11 protein-coding genes are annotated in these 23,267 nt (G+C 57.4%); all 11 read right to left on the bottom strand.

Annotation, left to right across the window (positions count from 1 at the left end; translation table 11 throughout):
* Positions 1 to 28: 28 nt before the first annotated feature.
* Positions 29 to 1,411: a sulfatase gene (locus tag QEH57_RS22660; protein WP_309009083.1), complete on the bottom strand. Its 1,383-nt coding sequence runs from the start codon at positions 1,409 to 1,411 to the stop codon at positions 29 to 31.
* 12 nt (positions 1,412 to 1,423) lie between these two features.
* Entirely contained in the window at positions 1,424 to 3,289 is a 1,866-nt protein-coding gene (locus QEH57_RS22655; RefSeq protein WP_309009082.1) for a glycoside hydrolase family 97 catalytic domain-containing protein, read from the bottom strand.
* A gap of 159 nt (positions 3,290 to 3,448) precedes the next feature.
* The gene (locus tag QEH57_RS22650; RefSeq protein WP_309009081.1) at positions 3,449 to 5,413 is read right to left on the bottom strand and encodes a Sip1-related alpha-galactosidase; all 1,965 of its coding nucleotides are present in this window, start codon (positions 5,411 to 5,413) and stop codon (positions 3,449 to 3,451) included.
* 289 nt (positions 5,414 to 5,702) lie between these two features.
* A complete protein-coding gene (locus QEH57_RS22645; RefSeq protein WP_309009080.1) occupies positions 5,703 to 6,512 on the bottom strand; it encodes a prolyl oligopeptidase family serine peptidase in 810 nt (269 codons plus the stop codon).
* A gap of 304 nt (positions 6,513 to 6,816) precedes the next feature.
* Positions 6,817 to 11,562, bottom strand: coding sequence for an Ig-like domain-containing protein (locus QEH57_RS22640; protein ID WP_309009079.1), 4,746 nt, complete (start codon positions 11,560 to 11,562; stop codon positions 6,817 to 6,819).
* 137 nt (positions 11,563 to 11,699) lie between these two features.
* Positions 11,700 to 13,193, bottom strand: a complete 1,494-nt coding sequence (locus QEH57_RS22635) for an alpha-L-fucosidase (RefSeq protein WP_309009078.1) — start codon at positions 13,191 to 13,193, stop codon at positions 11,700 to 11,702.
* 222 nt (positions 13,194 to 13,415) lie between these two features.
* On the bottom strand, positions 13,416 to 17,165 hold the full coding sequence (locus QEH57_RS22630; RefSeq protein WP_309009077.1) for a TonB-dependent receptor plug domain-containing protein: 3,750 nt from the start codon (positions 17,163 to 17,165) through the stop codon (positions 13,416 to 13,418).
* A 405-nt stretch (positions 17,166 to 17,570) separates the two neighbouring features.
* Entirely contained in the window at positions 17,571 to 19,370 is a 1,800-nt protein-coding gene (locus tag QEH57_RS22625; protein WP_309009076.1) for a right-handed parallel beta-helix repeat-containing protein, read from the bottom strand.
* Between the two features lie 195 nt (positions 19,371 to 19,565).
* Positions 19,566 to 20,909, bottom strand: coding sequence for an alpha-L-fucosidase (locus QEH57_RS22620; RefSeq protein ID WP_309009075.1), 1,344 nt, complete (start codon positions 20,907 to 20,909; stop codon positions 19,566 to 19,568).
* Between the two features lie 203 nt (positions 20,910 to 21,112).
* Entirely contained in the window at positions 21,113 to 22,558 is a 1,446-nt protein-coding gene (locus QEH57_RS22615) for an alpha-L-fucosidase (RefSeq protein WP_309009074.1), read from the bottom strand.
* 43 nt (positions 22,559 to 22,601) lie between these two features.
* Positions 22,602 to 23,267, bottom strand: a 666-nt coding sequence (locus QEH57_RS22610; protein ID WP_309009073.1) for a sulfatase-like hydrolase/transferase, incomplete at its 5' end; no start/stop codon positions are given.

Raw genomic sequence — 23,267 nt, 5'->3', positions numbered from 1 at the left:
ACTCTAACAAACCCTATCAAGCTGGGAATCATTCGAAATCCGCATCCGTCCTCGGCATCCGCGCCCCCGACTGGAGAAGCCAAGCATCGAGCTTCTTCTTCAGCCGATACGCATGCTCTGGGTTTTCATCCAAAACATTATTCGTTTCCCCGGGATCCTTCCTCAAGTTGAACAACGCGTCTCCCGTCTCCGCGTATCCAAGATACAACTTCCAATCCCCTTCCAAAATGGAACTGCCCATCATGTAATCGATCCCCTTGCGGTGATGCGGGAAATGCCAATACAAGGCCTCGCGGCCGAGATCGGAACCACCCTCGAACAGCGGCATCAGATCCAAGCCATCAAGCTCCTTGAACCGACCGGCGTCGCCGCCCGCGGCATTCACGAACGTAGGGAAAAAGTCCATACTGGTAACCGGGACGGAACTCTCGCTCGCCGGCTCGATAACCTTCGGCCAACTCACCACCATCGGCACTCGCACGCCCCCTTCCAAAAGTGATCCCTTCTCTTCCGCCAGGCCTTCCGTCGGCTTCCAGCCGCCATTGTCGGAGTAGAACACAAGCAAGGTGTTCTCGAGGGAACCGGTTTCCTCCAGGGCCGCGATCACCTTGCCCACAGCCGTATCCATACTTTCGAGCATCGCCAGGTAGGCGTCGCCACCGTTCTTCTCAACGAGGTCGGCGGGAGCCCGGATCGGCGTGTGCACCGAATACAGCCAAAGCGTCACGTGAAACGGTCCCTCTTGGTTCGCCCGAATGAACTCGGCCGCTTCGTCTCCAAGGCGATCCGTCAGGTACTCGCCTTCCGCCCGACCCTCGATGGTAGCGTTGCGGTACGGATCGAACCACGACTTGGGCTGCCCATAGGCGCAGCCGCCCACATTCACGTCGAAACCGTAATGCTCCGGATGCCAGGCCGCGTTCACCACGCCATCCGGACGGGAAACGGAACCCTCGCCCGCCAAGTGCCACTTGCCGAAAAATCCGGTCGCGTAGCCCAAACGCTTCAGTTCGCGAGCGTAGCTGGGAAACTCGAACGGAATAAACTCGCGCGATTCCGCATCGACCGGACCGCCCTTTCCACGGCCGCCATTTTTCCACAGGTATTTCTCCAATCCCATGCCTGGAGCATGCGTGGTGTAGCCCACGCGAGCGGGCGACATCCCCGTAATGCAGGCAGCTCGCGTCGGCGAGCAAACCGGAGCAGCCGCATAGGCTTTCGTAAAGACCATGCCACTACGCGCCAAGCGCTCCAGGTTCGGCGTATTTATCTTTTCACTACTCCCCGTCAGATCCACCCATCCCGGACCGAGATCGTCGGCCATGATGAATACGATATTAGGGCGGTTCTCCTCTGCTCCGCAGATACCTGCGAAAACCAGCGATAGGACTGCGAGTAGTTTAATTTTCACGACAAATACTTGCTAGTTCAAGGGACGCAGGATCATGGCATGGCCGCCACCCACCGCCATCTTGGCCGTAACCACATCCCCGCGCTTAACCCGACGCATCTTGATTTCGTAGGCCTCCGGGTTCTTTACCCCATGCGAGTCGGCCGCATCCTGGTAAATCGTGGCCTCGTAGCGCTTGCCGGCTTCCAGGAAGTCGAGCTTGATATCCAAGCTCCGCTCGCTCTGGTCGTTGGCCGAAGCGACGAACCAAGTATCTCCGCTACGGCGGGCCACCGTGACGTATTCTCCAATTTTTGAATACGGCACCAAGGAGTCGTCCCAAGTCGCAGGCATCACCTTCAGGAACTCGAACAGGTCGATCTTCTTGTAGTACTCCTCCGGAGCGTCCGGCAAGGTCACCAGGCCCGTATAGATGATCAGGTTGCGAGCGACCTCGCTGACAACGGTCGAGATGTAGCTATTGAGCTCCCTCGGACCCTTTTCGCGCTCGCCCCGATTGATGCTGCCGATTCCGAAATTCCCGTTGGACATGTCGAGCGGCCCCGACAAGGAGCTGACCAAGGCCATTTTGATAAAGGTTTCCGGCGTGAACGCGCTGCGGCTGTCCTGTTGCCCGTGGCAGTACTCGCGGGTGATGAGATTCGGGAAGGTTCGCTCCACTCCCGACATCGGCACCGGACCGTCGTGGAAGTTGATGAGCAAGCGGTTCTCCGCCGCCGCTTCCATCGAATCGCGGGTAAAGTCCGCCCGATTTCCCATGAAGCCGTACTTCATCCCCATGGCGCCCAAATCCGCGTAGTGCTCGAACAAGGTCTCGTCCCCGAAGTTCCCTTTCTTGCGATCGTAGTAAAGCATGATCATCACGCCCTTTTCCTTGGCGTAGCTCATCACCTTCTCGATATCGACCTGCGGCGAAACCTTCATCTTCCCGTCGCCCGCTTCCTCGAACCAGTAGTCGTCCACCGTGAAATACTCGAGCCCCTGCTCCGCGCAAAAATCGATATACCGCAGGTAGCTGCGAGTATCGATGCCGTATACGAAATCGCCGTTGTCGTAGCCATGCACCCGCCAGTCCCAAAGCCCCTTGCCGGGCTTGATCCAGCTGGTGTCCTCGATCACGCTCGGGGCGGCTAGGTTCAAGGAAACCGTATTCACCGCCAAGTCTCCGGCGGACTCGCCCACCATGATGGTGCGCCAGGAAGTGAGCTGCCCTTCCCCAATCGACTCCGCCGCGCTGACTAACTCGAGGGAATTGTCCTCGATCACCTTGTCCACGCGCATGAGGCTGAAGCCCTGAGCGGAATAGAGATCCGACTCCACCAGTCCCAGGTGGATCCCATCGGCTCGCACCGTGACGAGCGGCAGCTTGCCGCGCTTTACCTTTTCGTCCTCCAGGTCGATCTCCCAACCTCTCGCTCCGCCATAGTGGGCAATCCCTTCGAGCGGCTTGTATTCACTCAAAAAGGTCAGTTTACGCCCTTTCGATTCCTCGCCTAGGACGAAGCGAAAGCCGATACCCGAGTCGAAGGCCCGACACAGCAAAGTCACTGGCGCGCCATCCGCCTCCAGCGAAAGCGTCAGCTCACGATGATGGTCGCGAATCTCGCTGAACTGCCCCCAAACCGGCTTCCATGTCGAGTCGCTCTCGCTCGTCGCGTGCCCCACCAGCTTCATCTCCGCATTCGAGAAGATTTCCACCTTGGATGGCGCCACCAGCGGAGTTCCGCTTTTGCTCACGGAATAGAACAAGGCCCCCTTCTCCACCTCGAAGGTGGCCGAAAGCGCTCCGTCCGGAGAATCTACCGTCAGGCTCGCAGCCAGCAGGCGAGACGCCGCAAAAGCTCCGAGTAAAACTATACCAAGGGTTCTCTTCATCATTTCGTTTTTTAAATCGTTGCTCGGGGTCAAGGCGGAGGCGGGGTACGCAGTCTCGCAATCCCACAGTTTACCATTTGCCCCGCCTTCAAACTATCGCCTGAAAGGAGTATTCTTGCTCGCCTTGTCCCCGCCGGCAGCCCTTCGCCGCCTTTCCGCTCGTTACTTGCGAATGGTGACCGAAAAGTCCTTCTCTCCCTGCGGCAGATCGAACTGCCAAAAGCCGTTGCCCAAGTCCCGAGCCGCATAGCCTTCCAAACGAGGCGTGCCTTCGGAGCTCCAAATCACCAAGGGTCCGCTCTCGAGCAGGGTCAGCTCCAGGCTGCGTCGGCTCGCCTGCAGCTCTCCCACCGCTACCGGCGACAGATACTTGTCGCGGGCCCCGATCACCGCCCAGCCCTTCCGGATGGGAGCCAGCAGGAGCAAGCGATCCGAAAAGCCGCTCAGCTCGAAGGTGTAGGCCTCGTCCAGCTTGCGCCCTTTTCCTTCCCTCCAATCGAAACAGACCAGCCCCTCGCGCGGGAGCTTCCACGGCGCCTCGTAAGGCTGGATCATGCCGGACGCGTGCCCATAGTCCTCCGCCGATACCCGGGCCTCGATCGTCGTCTCCTCGGGGTGGTACAGGTTGTAAGCGACGATCGCGGCGCAGTCGTTGGCCAAGGGAGCGATCACCCGAAAGGCCTCGCCGCTGCGGTAGACGTCCATCATCACGGATTCCGGCAAAGGCACTCCCGGCGCCAAGGGACGCAGGAGCTCGCCGTCCTCGTAGGCCAGCGGTCGAATGAAGGCGTCGTGAAAATCGCTCGGATTGTCCGAAAGGTAAATCGGAGCCCCGGACATCGCCTTGGAAATCGCCATCAGCTCGCCGGCGTCCGGGTCCGAAGAGTGAAACATGTCATGGTCCGGCCAAACCGTCTGCCCCTGCAGAAGCGTATTCACGTACGACTGCTCGATGTGGGCCTTCGCTTTGGGCAAGTCGTTGAGCTTGTAGTCGATGCTCACACGCGACACCGCCGAATGACGGGTACCGAGCACCTGCGGCGTGCCTTGGCTCATGCAGTTGATCATGCCTTGCGGCAGACGATCCGCCACGGCCTTTTCCAGGGCCTCCGTCATCCATGTATTGATTTCTACACTACTCGCCACATCGACCTGCTCGTTGTTGTACAGCGACTGGTTGTCGATCTTCACGAAATCGAAACCGAAATCGGCCACCGAGCCCATGAAGGCGTCGTAAAAGCGCTGCGTGCCGGCCTTCGAGCCGCCGGGGCCAAGATTCTTGCCGAAAGGAATGAAGTCCTCGTTCAGGGCCCCGAAGGCGTTCTCTGGATGGATGCCGCGCCAGAGCCCCATGTAGGAATGCCAAAGCCCGAACCACTTGATCTTGTCCTCCTTGCGCAGGGCCAAGAGCGGATCCCAGCCTTGCGGAAACTTCTTGGGATCCGCGGCGAAACTTTTCAGAGCGGTGCCCTCCTGGACCTGAAATCCGTCGTCCACCAAAAACCAGCGAATCGGCAAACCGCTTTCCTCGATGGCGCGCGCCGCGGCGACCAGCTTATCGCTATCGATATTCTTTCGGAAATGCTCCCACGAGCACCAGCCTAGGTAAGTAAAGGCTTCCGGATACTGCTTGTTCACGCGCCAATCCGTGCGTCCCTCCAGCTCCCCAAGCGCCAGTTCCCAGGCCTTGTTCATGGAACGGTAGAGGTCCCGGTCCTTCGCCCACGCCAGCAAGGGAAAGCGACCGCTTTCCTCCCCTTCGCCGAAATTGCCCAGCACCAGCTCGAGTTCGCCGCTCTCCAAGGTATTCAACCAACTCATACACGTCTCGCCGCTGAGCGTCAGCAGGCTGAGGTACTCGCCGGATCGCAATTGATAGAGCGCGAACATCCCTTCCGACTGAGCCCCTTTCCCGATGGTACTGCACGGGTTCTTGGCGAAAGGCTCCGCGAAGAGCGTCGTCATGTCATTGCCGTACACATACCACGGCGTCATTTGATTGGCCAAGGCCGGCCACTTGAAGCGCGAACCGAGCCCGCCGGAGAAATAGGCGCCGCGCTCGAAATCCGGCAGCTCCAAGACGCGACGCAGCAACACGCCGTCGCCATCCGGCTTCGTCGATTCCAAGGTTTCGACAATCACTCCACTCGAACCGCGGCCCAGCGAAAGAGGTTCCGCCCAGGCGGAAAGACTTGAGCACGCAAACGCTACAACAAAGAAGGACTTCAACAATTTCATGGGATACAGGCGCGTCCCGCTTCAGGCTTTGGATGAGGGGCACCCGCAAAGCTTCGGCGCAAAAGACGCAAAGGGGCATCCTAGCGCCAAAGCCCCAAAATTGGCATCGCCGGAAAAGAGTATTTTAAGCCCGCTTCTCCGCCGCCCCCCTGAGAGCCGCGCTACTGGCAGGCTCGTTTCAGCGATGCGAGAGGATGAATTCCACAATCGGGGTCGGATCGCTCAAACCGTGGGGATGATGCCCGACTTCCGGCTTGTGGATCACCTCGATCGAGCCGCCCAACTCTCGATAGCGAGCTTCCAGAACTGCCGTATTCTCGGCCACCGGCACCACCTCGTCGACGTCTCCCACCACGTGCAGCAACGGCACCCCGGCCAAGGCCAAGGGCTCCAGCCGGTCCAAGGGGTTCCGCTTGTAGGCCAAAGCTTCCGCTTCCGTAAATCCGTAGGCCGCCAGGCAGCGCTCCCAGCTTTTGGGGTTTCCCGCGCCCTTCCCCTTGCCGCCCGGCCAGCTTTTGAAATCGCAAACCGGGGCGTCGGCATAGATGCAGGCAACCTTCTCCGGATTCTCGGAAGCCCAGTTATAAAGGATCAATCCGCCCCGCGACAGGCCTTCCAGCGCCGGCTTTTTAGAGAACCCTTTCTCCTGCGTCAGGAAAGCGTAGAACGCGTCCCAGCGAGCCACCGCGGCCGGAGAGCCGAACAGGTCGCTCACGTCCACAAAGGCGACATGAAAGCCTTTCTCCAACAAAGCGATATCCACATTGGGCGCATGTCCGAAGAAGCGAGCCCGCCAGATCCAAGGCTTGCCCGCGGCCGCTTCCCGCGGCGCCACCACCTTGCACTCCAAGCCATCGAGCGAAAAGTCGTACTGAGCGAAGCCATGGAAATCCGAGGTTTCGCCGCCCCACTCTTCGGCGCCGCAAACTGCGACGCTCGCAAGCAGGCCGATCCACAGGAGGCACAAGACACGGGAGTAAGAAAGCATCCCGCATTCTATCGTTACGATTATCCTCCGACGCAAGCAAAGTCCCCACGGCCACCCGGGAAGGCTTTCGTATTTGATCTAGCATTACAGATCTCCTTCTTCTGGGGGTTATTGGGGCTGCGTTGAAACAACGCGTTGGGGGTAAGGATCAAACCATAGCATCCATGCAAGGTTTCGGGAACCCCACATACGGAGGGAGCGGGACGCTTTTACGGAGCCCCTTCTCCTTGGGACCTTTGAGCGCAAACAAAAATGGGCGCTCCCTTCACAAGGAGCGCCCAAACCATACTTCAAACAAACTCGATTATTCGACGACGGCCCCGTCGGGTATGCGCGATCCGGTTGGCACGATCGCTCCCGCCGCGATCGTAACATTCTTTCCGATACGCACCAAGCTACCGATCCGTACGCCGGCTCCGATCGCACTTCCCTCGCCGACCCGCACGAAGAATCCCATCGAGACGTCGTCCCCGACGCTCACGGTGGAAGCAAGGTTGGTGAAGAATCCCGTCTCGACGCGATCGCCGATGCGCACTTCGTCCCCATAGCTACTGAAGCGCGCCAGGAGGCAATCCTCGCCAACCGTGAGACCGTTTCCTGCCCGCGTGAAGTAGCCAAGGCTAGAGCGATCGCCGATCTCGACGGCCTCTCCATATTCGCTGAACCGCTCGAGCTCGACGTAGTCTCCCAATACCGAGCCGTCGCGCAAGATCACGAAACGTTCCACCGCTGTACCGGAACCGATAAAGACATCCTGGCCGAGCCAACTGAATCGTCCGATCGAACTTCCGTCCCCAATCGTAAAGTGGGCCCCGATTGTCGCCTCTTTTCCAATGCTCACGTTTTCTCCAACGAGTAAATGGTCTCCGATAATAACATCCTTTTCGATCACCGACCCCGAGCCCACAAAAGGATTATAGCCGAGTACGGCGCTGGGATCCACTTCGGATCCGGTATCCACGCACACATCGCCATAACCGTCCTGGTTGATATCTGCCTGGTCCGTATTCGCTGTCGTAGGACAGCTGTCGACAAGGTCCGCAACACCGTCTTCATCGTCGTCCAGATCGGCATTGTTTCCAAGGCCATCTCCATCCGAATCCACCTGTTCGCTGGGATCCAACGGGAAACGGTCAAACACGTCAGGCGTCCCGTCGTTGTCGTCGTCCGTATCCAGATCGTTGATAATGCCGTCGCCATCCGTATCGGCCAGCACCGCGATCTCAATGGTCGCTGCAACGCTGTCGGCGAATCCGTCGTTCGCCACGAAGGTGAAATGGTCCGTGCCTACGAAATCCAAACTTGGCGTATAGACCAAGTCCGGCGCCGTGCCGCTAAGCGTCCCGTAAAGAGGCTGGCTCTCGACCGCATAGCTCAACGCATCGCCGTCAAGGTCCGACCCCGTCAAGACGATGGACTCGGGCGTATCCTCGGTCGTGGATACGCTAGCTGCATTCGCGAGCGGGACATTGTTCGCTTGCACCGTGATGGAAACCGTTGCCTTCAGGCTCTTGGCCATGTCGTTGACTGTCTTGAAGGTGAAGCTGTCCGATCCGACGAAGCCGGGATTCGGCGTATAGACGAGATGGGGAGCGGTTCCGCTCAGAACGCCGTTTTCGGGTAGACTAAAGACCTCGAAGGCAAGTTCCGATTCCCGCGGATTGGAGCCGGTCAGCTCGACCTCGACGGAGCGTCCTTCGATCACGCCCGCTTCCTGAGCTTTAGCGATCGGCATCCAATCCCAGACCAGGCGGCACTCTTCGGTTTCCACGTTCAACCAAACATCAACATGCTCGAAGGAACGCGTATAAACGTAGCCGTTGCGAACAGGAGGCCCGAGCGGAGCGCCCAGAGGATGGCGAAACTCTTCGACGTAAGGCTTGGGGTTCCAGAGAAACTCCGCTTCCCCGAACTCCCCAGTACGCGCCACCTGGAAGCCGAAGTAGGAATAGGCTTCCGAATAAATAAGATGATACGCCAGAGGCAACTGGATCACTTCGCGAATGGTATCGATCACCTCGCCCTTGCGGCCTTCCGCAATCATGGCGATTGCTTCCTCGCCGCTTAGGACGAAGTGGTTGAGCTCGGCGTGATTCGGCTGGACCATCATCCCTTTCATCGAAGCCTCGCGGAACATCTGCAGGCTGGCAGAGATCGCGTCCGCGTCGCTGAGTGCGACGAGGCTGTCGCCGTTGCCGCCTTTCCAGCCTTCCGAGTAGGTGCTGTTGAAAAGGTGCAACAGCTCGCGATTGCCGCCAAAGTAGCTGGTCCGCAAAATATTGCCCGTCAGCACGTCGCCTTCCGGCATGCGCTCCCGAATGCTGAGGTAGGACTTCACGCGGTTCGTTGGGGCTACAATCTCACCATCGTGACTGAGCAAGGCGTCGTCGCCACCGGTCGCCTTGTCGATGAAGAGACTGTCGAGATTGGGATCCTCCAACCGCTCGACGCACCAGTCGCTCCACCACTGGCGGAATTCCGGATGGTCGTGGTTGTAGCGGTCCCACAAGCGGATGACGTCGTAGACGCGGTTCCCCTCCTCATCGAGGTCGTACAGGCTCCAATCGCGATTGTAGCTTTGATTCCCACTCATGCGATCGTGATGCAGCCCGGCGTTGCGATAGGTCGTGACGTGCAGGTCGGGATTGAAGGACTTGAGCTTAGCCGCCACTGCAGCCAGGCCGTCCTCAACATAGGCTTCGCCATAGAAGTTTCTTCCGCCCAAGGAAATCACCGGATAGGTGTTCGCCATCAGCTCGGCTACGTCGTCGGGCAATGCGTCGTTGCGGTGCACGCCCGCCGCCATTTGTACCGTATCCCAGGTCCAATCGGGATAGTCGATGTCGGTAACTTCTGGATACTCGCTTCGATGCTGAGGACCTGTCGGATAATGCGAATAGTCGCCCACCTCCGTATCCAAAAAGTCAGGAAGTTCGGATACGATCAGCTTGAAGGCAACGTTGTTGACCCGAACCTTGGAGTCCGCTCCCGAAGTAACGAGCAAGGCATCCGCCGGCGAAAAGCCGAAGCCGGTCGCAAAATTCGATTTCTGAGCCAGCAGCCCTTCCCCTTGGCCAACGATCAAGATGTGGCCGAAGCCGGCATCCGGTTCCACCAGGTGGGCCCCGACGAAGCCTTCCATCGTGCCGCCTTGCGTCGAAAGCTGCAGGTTCTCCACCGTGAAACGCAGGCTTTCGCCCGCATCCAAATCGCTGTCTTCGCCCACGCCCCAGCCGGCTCCATCGCCGCTGACCCCTGCAGCGCTTCCGAGCTCCGTCATCGACGCCGCTCCGGTACCCTCGTCGTAGCTGAAGGCAGACCCGGCGAAACCTTCCACCCTCAAGTCGAAGGACACTGTATCATTGATACCGTCACCATCGAAATCCGACCCCGACCAGGTTCCGGAGTAGATCCAGTCGTCGCCCTCCGCGACCGCCGCGTAGCTCATATCCGGAGAGGAAATGTCCCGAATGCGTCGTCCGGTGTTCACTTGCAAGTCAAGCGGGTTGGATCCATCTCCCCCCGTCGCTACGAACCAGAGCGTACTGGAACGAGCTGCGACGTCGTCGTAGACAGTCAGGTTGAGGCTGTCCTCATCCAGGGTCACGAGTCCGCCCGCTAAACCGGTAATAGTGATATTCGCAGGATCGAAGCTGCCGCTGACCGAGGCGAAACGTATCAGCTCAAGCTCGTTTCCGCCCGTATTGTAGTAGCGAAGGTCGATCTCCAGCTTGGCTCCTTCCGCGATGCTCAGCTCGTTCGCTACCTGAATCTGGGAGACCGGCTTCATGTCGAAAGTAAAGCGGAGCGTTCCGTTCTCACCTACCGCAAGGTCGTTCGCTTCGAGGGTTGGCTTGTCTCCTCGGACTTCCAACAAACCGTTTCCAACCTGCAGCTCGCCGTCTACCCGCAGGCTTCCAGAGCTCAGTTCCAAGGAGGACTCGGATAGCGCATCGGCGGCGTCGCCGATTCGCAGATCGCCTGCGACAGCCACTTCCGCCGCCGAAACCAACTGCATCGCTCCGCCGCCCGTGCCGGCATCGCTCCCCATAAGCAGTTCACCGATCCGGAGCAGGCCTCTACACACTTCCAGAGTCGCGCCATCGAGGATATGCAAGGAAACCGCTTCCTCCGTTTCCACCCAAGTAGGCACAACCGGAGCGTCTTCGCCGCTTAGCACCACAAGCTCGTCGGGAAACGTTCCCGGAAGGTAATCGGAAGACCAGTTCCCCGGCCGGTTCCAGTTGCTATCGACGGCGCCTTCCCAGTACACAACTCCATCGCCCGTCGGCTCCTCCGGCTCCTCGCCAGAACCGCCCAGCGTGACCGCCAGAGCGAAGTCGATGCTCCCCACTCCCCAATCTCCATTCGCATTGCCGGGATTGGCAGCAGAGACGTACAGGGTTTCCACGCCCGTCCCGATGGGGATGGTGAGGTTCGTGTTGAAATCGTATCCGTTCAAGGAGTCCGTACCCTCGCCTATGATCGCTTGGTGACTGTGGGAAGCCCACTCCAACGCCTCCACCGACCGGAAGGACGCGACCGCAGTTACGGCGCCGACACTCGAACTCGCATTATCGATGGTGAACTTCAAGGTCTCTCCCGCGGCCATGCGGTCGTGGCTGACCACCCAAGTGGTCACCGCTTCATCGGTAGTCAAAGAGACTTCGGTATCGGTCGCGCCGATGGCCATCGAAGCATTGCTAACCGTATCGCCCGGCACCGTCCCCAAAGTCTTTTTGTCCACGAGCCCAGCTGAAAATCCTTCAACTACGACATCGAAACTCAAGGTGTCACCCACTGCGTCGCCATCTAGATCGACTCCGGTATAGGTAACGGAGTAAACATAGTTATTCCCGTCGAGGAGGCCGGTTACCGAAAGGCCCTCCGCGGAAGCCGCCTCACCGTTTTGGCTGACTTTCAAGGTATTCGTGGCAGATTCCGTTGCGGCATTCAGGTCTACGAAATCGAGGTTGATCGGCGTATCAGCATGCAGAGCGCCGGCGAAACACAAGCAAGCCATCCCAGACTTCACTTTCTTATATAGCATTTCAAAATCTCCTATTGGGGGTTGAGAGGGGTATAAACGAGAACCCGTACACTATCATGAAATGCTCCCCAGCGGGAACCCCTCGTACGGAGGGACTCCCGCATTTTATAGGAAATATTAGCTCGTCGCGGCCAATATCATTTCTTCGTAATCGAAAATCCAACCACGTGTTGCCCCTGCGGCAGGGACTTGGGAAGCTTTATGGTCAATGCCTTGGCGTTGCGCTCGAAAACAACCGGCTCCTCGCTGCCCAGCAGGGCGATTTCTCCGACCTCCCCTTCGAACAAGCCCCCTTTCGCAAGGGCGCCAATCACAATATCCTTAGTCGGCGGGGCCAGAACGAAGGCGTACAAAACCTCTCCCTTCTGGGTAAAACGAATATCCTCCTGCGAGAAGTCCCGGTGATTTTCGCCTTGGCGCCCGTCCTTCATCTTGAGCGGACCTTCGCCAAAGAGCTTCCAAGGACGGCTCCCATAGATGCCAACCCCGTTCACCCTTATAAAATCGCCGATAGCCGTTATATAGGCGGCCTGGTTCTCCGGCAGCGTTCCGTCGCCTCGCAGCCCTACGTTGAGCATGACGACACCATTCTTGCTGATCGCATCCACCGCATTCCCCACCATCACGGGAATGCTCATGCGATTCTTGGCCCCCTTGCGATAGTACCAGCCACCCGAAACGTCCGTCGCCCACATCCATGGCTCGGGCTTGATTTCCCCGGCGCTACCACGTTCGAGGTTATAGGTGAAAGCGGACCGGTCGACGCTGCCATTCTTGAAGGAGAGCACCGTCGTTTGCTTTCCCTCGTTTTCCTTTAAGTCTCGATTGATGTATTCGGAAAACAACTTCACACCCGAAACGTCCCCGAACTTGTCCGCTGGGTACGGGGAGTCGTTGTTAAACATGTCCGGATCGTACTTTTCGATAATCTCCCAGCAACGTTCGTACCAGTGTCGGTTCCAGCTCTCCTGGTTGGCGTATCCCTTGGGATCGTAGTCCATGCTGAAGAGCTGCCACTCCAAGGTACCCGGCTTTTGGTACTGGCGAGCGTTGTTGAAAAATCGGGGCGACCAATAGAGATGGGTCGATACCCCGAACTTCAAGCCGTGCTTGTAGGCGGCATCCTTCCACTCCCGCAAGGTATCCCGCTTAGGCCCCATATCCACCGAGTTCCAGGGATGGGAGGAATCGTACATGTCGAAGTTGTCATGATGGCAGGCCACCGGCATGATAAAACGAGCTCCGTTTTCCTTGAAGAACTGCACAAGCCCCTCTGGATCCCAGCGTTCCGCCTTGAAGAGCGGCACCAAGTCCTCGTATCCAAATTCCGATGGCGGACCGTAGCGCTCCGCATGGAAATCGGAGAGCTTCTTGGTCATGTCATACTGCCGGCCGCTTTCGCCCTCGTTGGGTCCGTACATGCGGCGACCGTAGTGGGAACCATCGCTCGGTCTGTTTTCGTCAATCGCAGAGGGTACTCCCCAGTGGGTCCAAACTCCGATCTTCCCATCTACGAACCAATCCGGCACGCGGTAGTTTCGCGCCATCGCCTCCCAATTCGCTTCGATTTGCGCCTCGGCCCCGGTGACGAGCACAGCAGCCGCCGCTATAAATAGTTTCTTCTTTATCATTTTTGCATTAGTCTTCTACCGCCTCTGGCGGAAATAGCTGAAGGACTGCAGCCTCCTTTTGATCGGAAACGAAGCAGCCCTTCACGATACGAACTCGGATCGCGCAATCGATCGAAAAGAAGTCACCCTGACCTCCTGCCAACTACGCAACCGAGACGATCCCCGCGCATTCTCGGCACCCGAGGGATGCCGAGAAGCGGGTTTCGGTTTTTAGTAACAGCTTTAAAAGCTCAAAGAATTGGACCAAACGATTTGGCGCGGCGCCGGGAAGGCGATACGGGCAGGACTGCCGTCCGGCTGGACCTGGACCACCAGAGGCTCGTCGTCCGCAAACAGGTCCCGAATGTTGAGCTGCGTGCTCCACTTCGCTTTGTCGTTGAAAACCTTCCGGCTGTATCCGAACCAAATATCGACCTGAGTGCTGGGTTCGCCATAGTACGGCTTATTGACGTCCACAACCGGGATCTCGATAGCCTGCGTCTCGGGCAAGAAGATCTTCGTCGTATAAGCATAACCGATGGCGCGGGCATCCGTCCAACGGTAGGAACCGCCGACCTTGAGGCCCTTCATCGCTCCGTCCTTGAAGGTGTAGTTTCCAAGAGCGCGGAAGCTGTAGCGAGCGTGCTCGGGACTGGTCGAGCCTTCCAAAGCCTGAGCCTTGAAGAGCGACTGGGCCTGTCCGCTCTGAATTGGCTTCATGATGATGTTCGTCGCCAGATACGGATCGCGCAGGTGGTTAGCCAAAGCGTTGTTCAAGTGGTTGCCGGCAAAGCGCGGACCGTTCGGCACTGCAGAGAGAGCTTCCACCCACTCCTCCAACATGCGCTCGAAGCGAGGAGCGATATTATCCTGAGCAACGTCGCTCACGCTGCCGCTCATCGAGATTCGGAGCTGGCGGGACGGATTCCAAGTCAAGGTCAGCTCCGTTCCTTCCGACCGCATGTCCGAAGTATCCGACATGATATCCGTCAGGTTAGGCGTATGGATGAAGTAAGGATCGGTATTCTCGTCTCCAGGACCATAGTCCCAGGCATCGGTTTCCTTCGCAAAGTCCGACCAGAAACCTTCGATGGCCTTCCACATGTCTCCGACCTCGCCAAGCGTTGGATACTCTCTGCCCAAGGTCTCCATGAATCTCTGGTTCTGGCGGAAGTCCAAGATACCATCAGGACCAGCTGAGGACTGGAAGGACCCACTCTCATCGATCCAAGCTGTAATTTGATCGTCGGAAGGATCGTCGAACACGCCGTCTAGGTTCTTGTCGTATTGCATCAAGTAGGTGTAGGAAGAGCCAACCCAGCGCGCTTGCTGCCGGATGAGCTGCCCGGACGCCTCCGTAACCCTGTTGAACTGGCCGTTTATGAGGGCGGACTCGTAGCGGTTGATGCGCGCTGACAACTTGTTCTTAAAAAGGCCGATGGTAATTCCGTATTCCTTGGTCTCGCCGCTGGCGCCGGGAACGGTATTGCCCCAAAAGTCGAAGCTGCCTGGATTCGGACTGAAGTTCGAGGACTCTCCGTAGTGGGCATTCAATGACAGCCAATCCGGCAACACGCGCTGCGGAGTCTTGAAGACAAGCCCGTATCCAAACGTATCCGTTTTTGGAGACACTTCGAGTTCGCCATTCTCCAGCGTAAAGTTCTCGGAATCGAGAAGCGGTACGTTGTTCAACTCGGCGGGACCTTCGACGCGCCCTTCCGGCAGCTCTCCGTTCTCGTCCGGAATACCATAGCGCAGCGGCGTACCGTTGCGGATCTGCTCCACTTTGTCCTCACGATAACCGACGTTCGCAACCAAGTGGCCACGCAGGAAATGGCTCTGCAAATTCAAGGCCTGGGACGAGACATCCGTCTGAGTCAGGACGCCCCCCCGATCCAGAAAGCCTGGAGTGAAGCTACCCATGGCAGCGGTTTCGTCGTTAGCCACCGTGCCGGGACCTGCTTCGGTCGCCGGATCGCCTCTGCTCAGATAAAGCAACGGCACATCCGCATCGCCATCGAACTTCAGAACCGTATCTTTGGCCACACCTGTCGTATAGAAATCCGACAACTGGAAGTTCGGGTTCTCGAAAGCCTCCAGGTACGGATCGGAGATATAGAAAACGCCAGCCCAACCGCGCTGCGGGGACGTAGCATCCTCTCCCAAGTGGAAGAACGAATCCGCTCCGGAAGCAGTGGGCGCCTGGGTAAAGCGTTCCGTCCTTACCGTGGATTGGTCTACCAGCACCGAGGCGGTGTGACGCCCGAAATGCGAAAGGAAGCCGTCGAACTTTTCCTGGAAATCGAACTTGGCGAAAGCGGTGGCGCGCATCGCTTCGCGCTCGTCGAAATTATCGGTTCGCAGCGCCGTCCGAGGCGTAGAAAAATAGAGACGCCCAAAGTTCGGATTCGGCACGCCGTATCCAGTTTCCGGATCGATGGGACCGATCGGATTCGTATAGTTCATATCGATGTCGATCGTCGCCGACTTCACCGCTACGAAACTTTCCTGGGAAGAGTGCTCCCTATGGTAGCCGATCTCCACCCCGAAGTTCCCGTCCTTGGTCGCGGCGTCCACAAAGAACATCTTGCGGGCGAAATCGGAGCTGCGGTTATCGATCGAGCCGCTGATCAGGTTCCTCCTGAAATCGAAGACGTCGTAGTCCAATAGTCCCACGTTGGCGAAACCGACGTACTCGGGGAACTCCGTCGCGTTGAGGCTGCCCAAGCCGGAATTCGCGGCCAAGATCCTTTCCCCACTCTCGAGAGCGACCCCGTTCGGATTGAACTCAGTGACGGCCTGCGGAATGCGATTCAAGGTTCCCGCGAATACCGCTCGATCCGCCAAGCCATCGGTGCGGCCCGACGAACCATCGTAAAGCGACACGTACGAATCCTTCGTCAAAATCATTTGCCCGCCGTACAACTCGGAGCTCACATAGTTTCCTTCCGCGTCCTTGCCCCGATAAGTCAGGAATCCATCGTCTACGCCAGCTTCCCCATGGTAAATGCTATTGAAGGGATCGCTGATGCGACGTCCCGCAGCATTGGTGATCTCGCCGTCCAAGGAGCTTCCCCAAACCGTTCCATAGGGATCATCCAAGAAGGTGCTCAAGGTCTCCAAGGGAACCAACCGGTCCACCGGCACGCCCGAGTCGTGCCCGATTTCGTAGTGTCCGTTAATATTGATATTCCGCTCCTTGAAGGGCTTGAACTTGACCGCCACATAACGACGCGAGGAATCGCTCCAAGCTGGCTTCTGCATGTATTCGCTCTCCGTTTCCTGAAGGGCGAACCGCACCGCGAGCTTATCCTCGATCAAGATCTTGTTCATGTTGGCCGAGTAGCTCTGAGAGAAATTGTCCTCGAAGTCCTCAGTCGAAAAGCGATGATTCAGGTTGATCGACTCCTTCTTCAGGTTCGCTTGCTGTAGCGAGGAATTGATGATTCCACCGGGCGATCCCAACCCGAAGAGGAAGGAATTCGCGCCGCGATTGATATCGACACGATTCGAAACGTAACTGCTGAACCCTCCCGCCGACTCAAAATAATTCGTGGTCCGCGTAGGAGCCGCAAATCCGCGGATACGCACAGCCGACTGCGGGTTCTGGCGGGCCTCGGAAGTATCGATGTCGCCGCCAGTGGTCGTTTGATCGTAGGCTAGGTAGTCGCTCATGGAGCCGACCGCTTCCGTACCGGTCGTATACTGGAGAATCTCATCCATGCTGATGGCACCGATGTCCTGGATAAACTCCTCAGTGATGACCTGTACGGAAGTCGCTACGTCCGAGAGCTCCGTCGCCAAGCGGCCGCCAGCCATAGTCTGAGAAGAGTAGTAGCCCTGATCTTCGGAGCCATCTACGGTAAACGGAGAGAGTTCATAGATCTCTTCTTCGGAGGCCTCTTCGTTCTCCTGAGCGAACTGCATGAACGGCACCAAAGGGACACCGGCGATAGCGGCCAATCGCCGCATCGTAAAGGAGGGGTACTTCATAGTATTTATAGGGATCTGGGTTTCTAGCTTTGAACCTGGGCGGAACCATACGCTCAATCCGAGGCATTTCGCTCAATCGATACAAGCGCGCTATGGGGTAGCGATTCACGTTTGAGGCTCTCAACATAGTCTTTCTCCGCAAATGAGGGAACCCTCCATTCGTAGGGATACCTCCACTTTTCTCTGCCAAGGCCGCCAACTGGCCTGCTCAGATCGTGCCTCACCCCAAGAATTTATAGCTAAATCCCAATCGCTGAAACCCTATCGTCGCCTCAACAGGAAGAGGGCCTGCAATCCTCCACGGACTGCCGGCCCTTGCCTGAAAAGCTGCGACCTAGCGAACAAGTTTCCCCGTCCGCCGTCGCATGCAAGGCGGCCAGTAGGACGCCTTCGCTTTGAAATCCACTATTCCTCGTCAGGAAAGGTCGGCACCTGCAGGCTGGCCCCCGCGCTCCAGACCGGGCTTCCAAACTCGTAGGCGCCCAGGTCGGGAGCTCCTCCTACGACAGCTTCCGTAATCCCTTCCACCCGAACCCCCGCGTCGATCGCGGACGCCCCGGGACGCAAAGTGTAGTCTCCGTTCGCGGCATCGTTAAAGACGCTGGCGTCGACCACGCTATTATGCGACTTCGTAATCCCGTAGATATTGTCCACCTCGACCAGATTATTCTGCGAGACGATAACCGCCCCCTTCCGTTCGCTGCCGCGCACTTCGATAGCGATCTGCACATTCATCAGGGTATTGTTAACGAAATAGTTTTCCGTTGCCGAGCGGGTGCGGATCCCGTCATGGGCGTTCCAAACCACGTTGTGGTGGATCTTGTAGCCGCTGCTTGAATTATCCAGATAGATTCCCACCGCACCTTTATGATCGCTCATGAAATCGTGCATTACGTTGTAGGAAACCTCCGACTCCGCCAAGGGCGAGGTTCCTTGGTGATTCGTATAGAACAGTCCGGAATCAGGAACCAAGTATCCATGGTTATGAACATGGTTGTATTGAACCAAAGCTCGGTGGGCCACCTTGATTCCAAAGCTACGGTTTCCGAGCTCGATGCCATCGCGTCCACCGAACCGGCTGGTATTGCGAATAATTTTATTATCGTCGCCCGGAGCCCAAATGGGCGAGAAGCGCTCGCCCTGCCAATTGCATTGCTCCGCGATCGAGTTCTCCAGCAAGTTATGGTTACCCCAAAGCGAAATGCCATGCGTCCAGGAACCGCTTACATAGCAGTCCTTCACCACATTGTGGTCCCCGCCTACGAAAATGCAGGAGGCCCCGTTTTCGAAGTCGCCCCAGGCTTCCCGTTGACTCTGCCCCCCGGCGTAAAAGGTTTCGAAGGTCCCTCCATAGCGTACCGTGCAGCGACGTATCGTACAGTGGTCAGAGTCCGGCATATGGATATCGGCAGCCTTAAAGTGCAGCCCTTCCAAGCTTATATACTTCTTGTCGGTCAGGTTAAAGCCGTGAACCCGCGTGCGCCCTTCGACAAGCGTCGATGACTCATCCATCGATTCGGGCAGCTTTAGGTAAAGGGTCTCATCCTGCCAGTGCCACTCGCCCGCCGCGTCCAATGCGTTCAAATGCCCGATGATATATCCGGCCCCTTCGCCCGTGAACTGGAACTTTGGGTTCTTCCACAAACCGCTCAGGTCGGTACAGGTGATCGTCTTCCCCGACGAGGATTCGACCCGCCCCCGGTGCCCGGTCCACCAGTTTCGAGTCGTGGGCAATCCCATGAAATAGGCGCCCACCCAGTAGTCGTCGGGCTTCGCCTCCATGCGTTCGAAGGTGACCAGTCCGGTAGGCATCTCCGTCTTGATGTCTACCCGATCGAGCTCGTCGGTGCTCAGCATATCCCCATCTTCGTTGGGATAACGAGCCCAGTGCATCCGTTTTCCTCCGACGAATACCTGCGTTATTTTGGCGCGGGAGGGCGCTTGCAGGATTCCGTCCTGATACAGTTTCCAGCCCTCGATGATATCCAAGCCGGTTATAAGAACGTACTCGTCTTCGAATGCCTTGAAGCTCAGCCCATCCTTATTTGGAGTTACCGTTTCTCGATAAACCCCTTCGCGTATATAACAAACATCGCCGTTCTCCATCACCTCCGCAGCCTGCTGAATCGTCTTCAAGGGGCTCTCGAGGCTACCGGCGTTGGCGTCGTCTCCCCTATTGGCATCCACATATACAGGCTTAGCCAAAAGCAAAGCGGGAAGCCCGATCAGGAGCGTTCCAACGCCTAAGGAAAAGTCTTTAAATGAACGAGGTATCCTACACATAAAAAATTCTTTCCACATCCCAACAAGGGATATCCAAGATTCCCCTCTTAGCGACTTATAAATTTATAGAATGATCACTTACCCGATCCGTCCAATCCCTATTTTGAAAACAAAGCGCTACCGAATTCGCTCTTTGACGCCACGCATAACCTCCAGCGCTTTCTCGCCAACCGTTCCATCCTGATAAACCGAAAGGTTTACGGTCACGAAACCGCCGTTATCCATGCAATCCCTTATGTATGCCCCTAGCTCTTCCGCCGTAAATTTCGGGTCGAGGATCCCGGTTTCCTTCGCTCCCCAAGCGTGCTTTTCCATGGTGAGCAGTACCTGGTAAGGCAGATGAGGAGAAGGACCGTTTTTCATGAAACCGTTGACGGGAGGATCGAGGGGATGCTGTACCTCGCCCGCCCAATAGTCCTGCCAAGGCGAAACATCCGGCCAAATCCAAGCGTTCAAGCAAATGATACGATCCTTGTTCCCCACTTTCGCAGCATTAAACAGATCTTCAAATGGAAGTTCCGGGAAGCCCTTGAAGATCGATATCATCGTATCAAACCAATACCCTGCGATCTTGTCCTTATAGCGCGTCCCCAACTCCGTAAGGATAGCGTCGAAGTTCTCGACGAAAGCCCGCTCCTGCTCTGGAGTCGCTCCGCCATAACGAGGGTACCCCAATCCCAAGGGTCCGTTCACATAACAGAGCAGACGGATCCCCTTCGCATTGAGAGCATTGGCAAGCTCTTCCAGCAAGTCGCGTCGTGTGGTATGGCCAGGATGGATACGCTCCCAACTTTCCAGCGGAGCCGGGCAATAGGGTTCGGCATGCCCGATGGGAAAGTAGACATAGCCTGCCCCGGTTTCTTCCACCATTGCGGCAAACCGATCCACGTCGAATTCGTTAACCGCTTCCTCGAATGGCTTGATGGTAGCATCCTGCTGGGGAGTTCGCGACGTCCAGTGAAACATCAATCCGTATCCGGTCTCCACGAACCAGTCTACGCTGGCTCTGGCCGCCTGGGCCCGGGCCTCCTCCTGCGCGATGGATTCCTTCTTGGAAACAGGCAGCAATTCGAAAGAACGAAAATGGAGCAAAACCGCATCCGAATCGCTGCGTGGCGTGGATACCGATATCAGCTGCAAGCCAGCGTTCAGCGAGACGGTTCCCGGCAGCTTCACCCGTTCGAAGTTGAGAGCTTCCGAAACCGCGAAGTTCTCGCCTCCCGGAAAGGGACCCGACGTTTGCGAGATCGCAAGCTCGCTGGTTCCCGTTTCCGTTTCCAGAGTCAGCATCGTTCCGCCACCAGCTTCGTCCACGCTGGCGATCAGGTACACTTCGTATTCGTCTTTTTCCGGCACGTCCGCTTCCCATACCAGCGTAGCGTCCCCAGTCCATTTAGTGTTCCCGCGCTCGATCACCAAGTCCGAACTGCCAAGCGGCTTGGAAGCTCTATTATTATGCAAATACACACTCTGCGGAGAACTGAATTCGATTGAAATATCAGCCGGGGATTCCGCTTTATCTTCAGATACTTGCGACGCACACGAAACGAGCGTCGCCAGAGCGCTGCCGAATAGTAGGCACCTTATCCAAAGCGAAGTGATTGCTTTCATAGTGACTAAATATCGTTCGTGTCCTGCCTTGGCCCTTCGCCTCGTTTCCTATATCAATTTCCGGTAACGGCTTGCGGCAACGCGTGCCGGCCGGCGGCTTCGCTCTTCTCGATATCGGTATGCCGCGTCCTGCGATTGGTGTACCAATGGTACTTACCTTTCGCATCCGAATCCACTACGATCGACTCCGCATACTCTACCACGATCACCGTATTCTTGGAGTCTGGAGCCTTTGCAGGAACCTTGACCTTCGTAACCGCACCCTTCGCATCGTAAATCAGGGGCAAGGGCTTTTGCTTCGGATCCGCGAGGAAATAGGCCTTGGAGGGCTTGGCCGCGATGCCGTTGAACTCGATGCCTTCCCGCTTCCATTCCAGGACGTGCAGATAAAGCTTATTTTCCTTCCGGGTCATCGCTCCCCACCAAAAGTCGTAATCGAGCGGCGACTGCTGGGTTCCATAAATGGCGTCTCCGTTTTCCTTCATCCAGGCGCCGACCTCCGTTAAGCGATCGATCTCCTCGGGCAGCAAGGTACCCTCCGGCGTCGGTCCCACGTTGAGCAGCAAGTTCACGCCGCGAGCCGCGCAAAGCGCCAGGAACTCCACGACGTCCTTCGAGCTTTTCCAGGCGTCGTCGTTGCGATCGTAGCCCCAGTTGTGCCGCAAGGTCATGCAAGTTTCGGAATCACCGGTAGCGAGCTCCGCTGGCAGCATGCGGTCCGGCAGCGACTCGAAATCCGCATACCTGCGATCCTCGAGCGGCACCCGGCGACTGTAGAGTCGGCTGCATATAACCGTATCGGGCTGCAGCTCGCGCACCCTGGCTCCCTGGGCATCGGCTTCGATCAAGTTGCTGCCACCCGTGTCGAACCAAAGCACCGCCATATCGCCGTACTTCGACAGGAGCTCGTCCAATTGGATTTGAACCAGCTCCAGGTAGTCCTCGTTGCTCAAAGTTCCCGAACCCTTGCCCAGTCCACGATGGTACCAGTCCTTGGTTTGGGAATAGTAGACTCCGAAGCGCAGGCCTTGCTTGGCGCATTCCTCGGAAAGCTCCTTGATGATATCCCGCTTGAACGGGGTGGCATCCATCACGTCGTAATCCGTGGCCTCCGTATCGAACAGGGCGAAACCATCGTGATGCTTGGAAGTAATGACCACGTACTTCATACCGGCTTCCTTCGCGACCGAAACCCACTCCTCCGCATCGAAGGACGTGGGATTGAACTGCGGCGTCAAGGTGGCGCGGTACTCCTCCTTGGAAATGTCGGCGCTCTTCATCAGCCACTCGGCGCTCGCGCCGCCTTGCTCCTTGCCGTAGTCCTTCCCCTTCCATTCGCCTCCAGCAATTGAATACAACCCCCAATGGATAAACATGCCGTAACGGGCGTCTCGCCACCACTCCATGTGGGAATCGTCTTTCGGGGCCGAGCGAACGAGCACCGGCGCGATCGTCAGAAAGGTAATCAACAGGGTAAATAGTCTTTTTCTCTTATTCATTCTAAAATGCTTCGTTATCACGCTTGAACCGCAGGCTTCTGGATCAGTAGCTCAGCGTCCCGCCTTTCTTGACTGGCTGACGATCGCTCTCCCACCATTCCTTGGGTCCTTCCGCTTCAATATTGGTCCAAAGGTCGATAAGGATCTTTTTCATCTCCTCGGTTTTCTCCGGCATCTGCTGCGAGAGGTCGCTCTTCTCCTGCCAATCGTTTTGCACGTTGTAGAGCTCGAACTTGGTCAGCACGTCGTTCCCGACGATCTTCCAGTCCCCAATTCGCATCGCAACGCGCTGATCCGGCGGCGAAACGTGCGTGCGCCAAAAGAGCGGAATCGGCCGCTCGACAGGCTTTCCCGAGAGGGCAGGTACCATGCTGACTCCGTCAATCGTGCGGTCCGTCGGCAAGGGCAAGTCGACCAAATCCAGCACCGTAGCAAAAACGTCGCTCCCTATAACCGGCACCTCGCTCGTACTGCCAGGTTGGATACGTTCCGGCCAGCGCACCAGCCCGGGAACTCGAATGCCGCCTTCGTACTCGCTGCGCTTGCCGCCGCGCAAGCCGCCGCTGGTTCCGCCAAAGTTTCCGACAGGTCCGTTGTCCGAGGTGAAAAAGACGAAGGTATTCTCGCTCTCCCCTACCTCCTCCAAGGCGTCGAGCACCATGCCGAGGGCGTGGTCGAGCTGGGTGATGTTGCCCATGTACTTCGCGTT

The sequence above is a fragment of the Pelagicoccus sp. SDUM812005 genome (assembly GCF_031127875.1).
Taxonomy (GTDB): domain Bacteria; phylum Verrucomicrobiota; class Verrucomicrobiia; order Opitutales; family Opitutaceae; genus Pelagicoccus.
This window is presented reverse-complemented; position numbering and strand designations above follow the sequence as displayed.

Bases quoted from the DNA above. Each gene is read 5' to 3' on its own strand.
- QEH57_RS22630 (WP_309009077.1), bottom strand. From the start codon at position 17,165: ATGAAGTACCCCTCCTTTACGATGCGGCGATTGGCCGCTATCGCCGGT.
- QEH57_RS22635 (WP_309009078.1), bottom strand. From the start codon at position 13,193: ATGATAAAGAAGAAACTATTTATAGCGGCGGCTGCTGTGCTCGTCACC.
- QEH57_RS22645 (WP_309009080.1), bottom strand. From the start codon at position 6,512: ATGCTTTCTTACTCCCGTGTCTTGTGCCTCCTGTGGATCGGCCTGCTT.
- QEH57_RS22615 (WP_309009074.1), bottom strand. From the start codon at position 22,558: ATGAATAAGAGAAAAAGACTATTTACCCTGTTGATTACCTTTCTGACG.
- QEH57_RS22655 (WP_309009082.1), bottom strand. From the start codon at position 3,289: ATGATGAAGAGAACCCTTGGTATAGTTTTACTCGGAGCTTTTGCGGCG.
- QEH57_RS22640 (WP_309009079.1), bottom strand. From the start codon at position 11,562: ATGCTATATAAGAAAGTGAAGTCTGGGATGGCTTGCTTGTGTTTCGCC.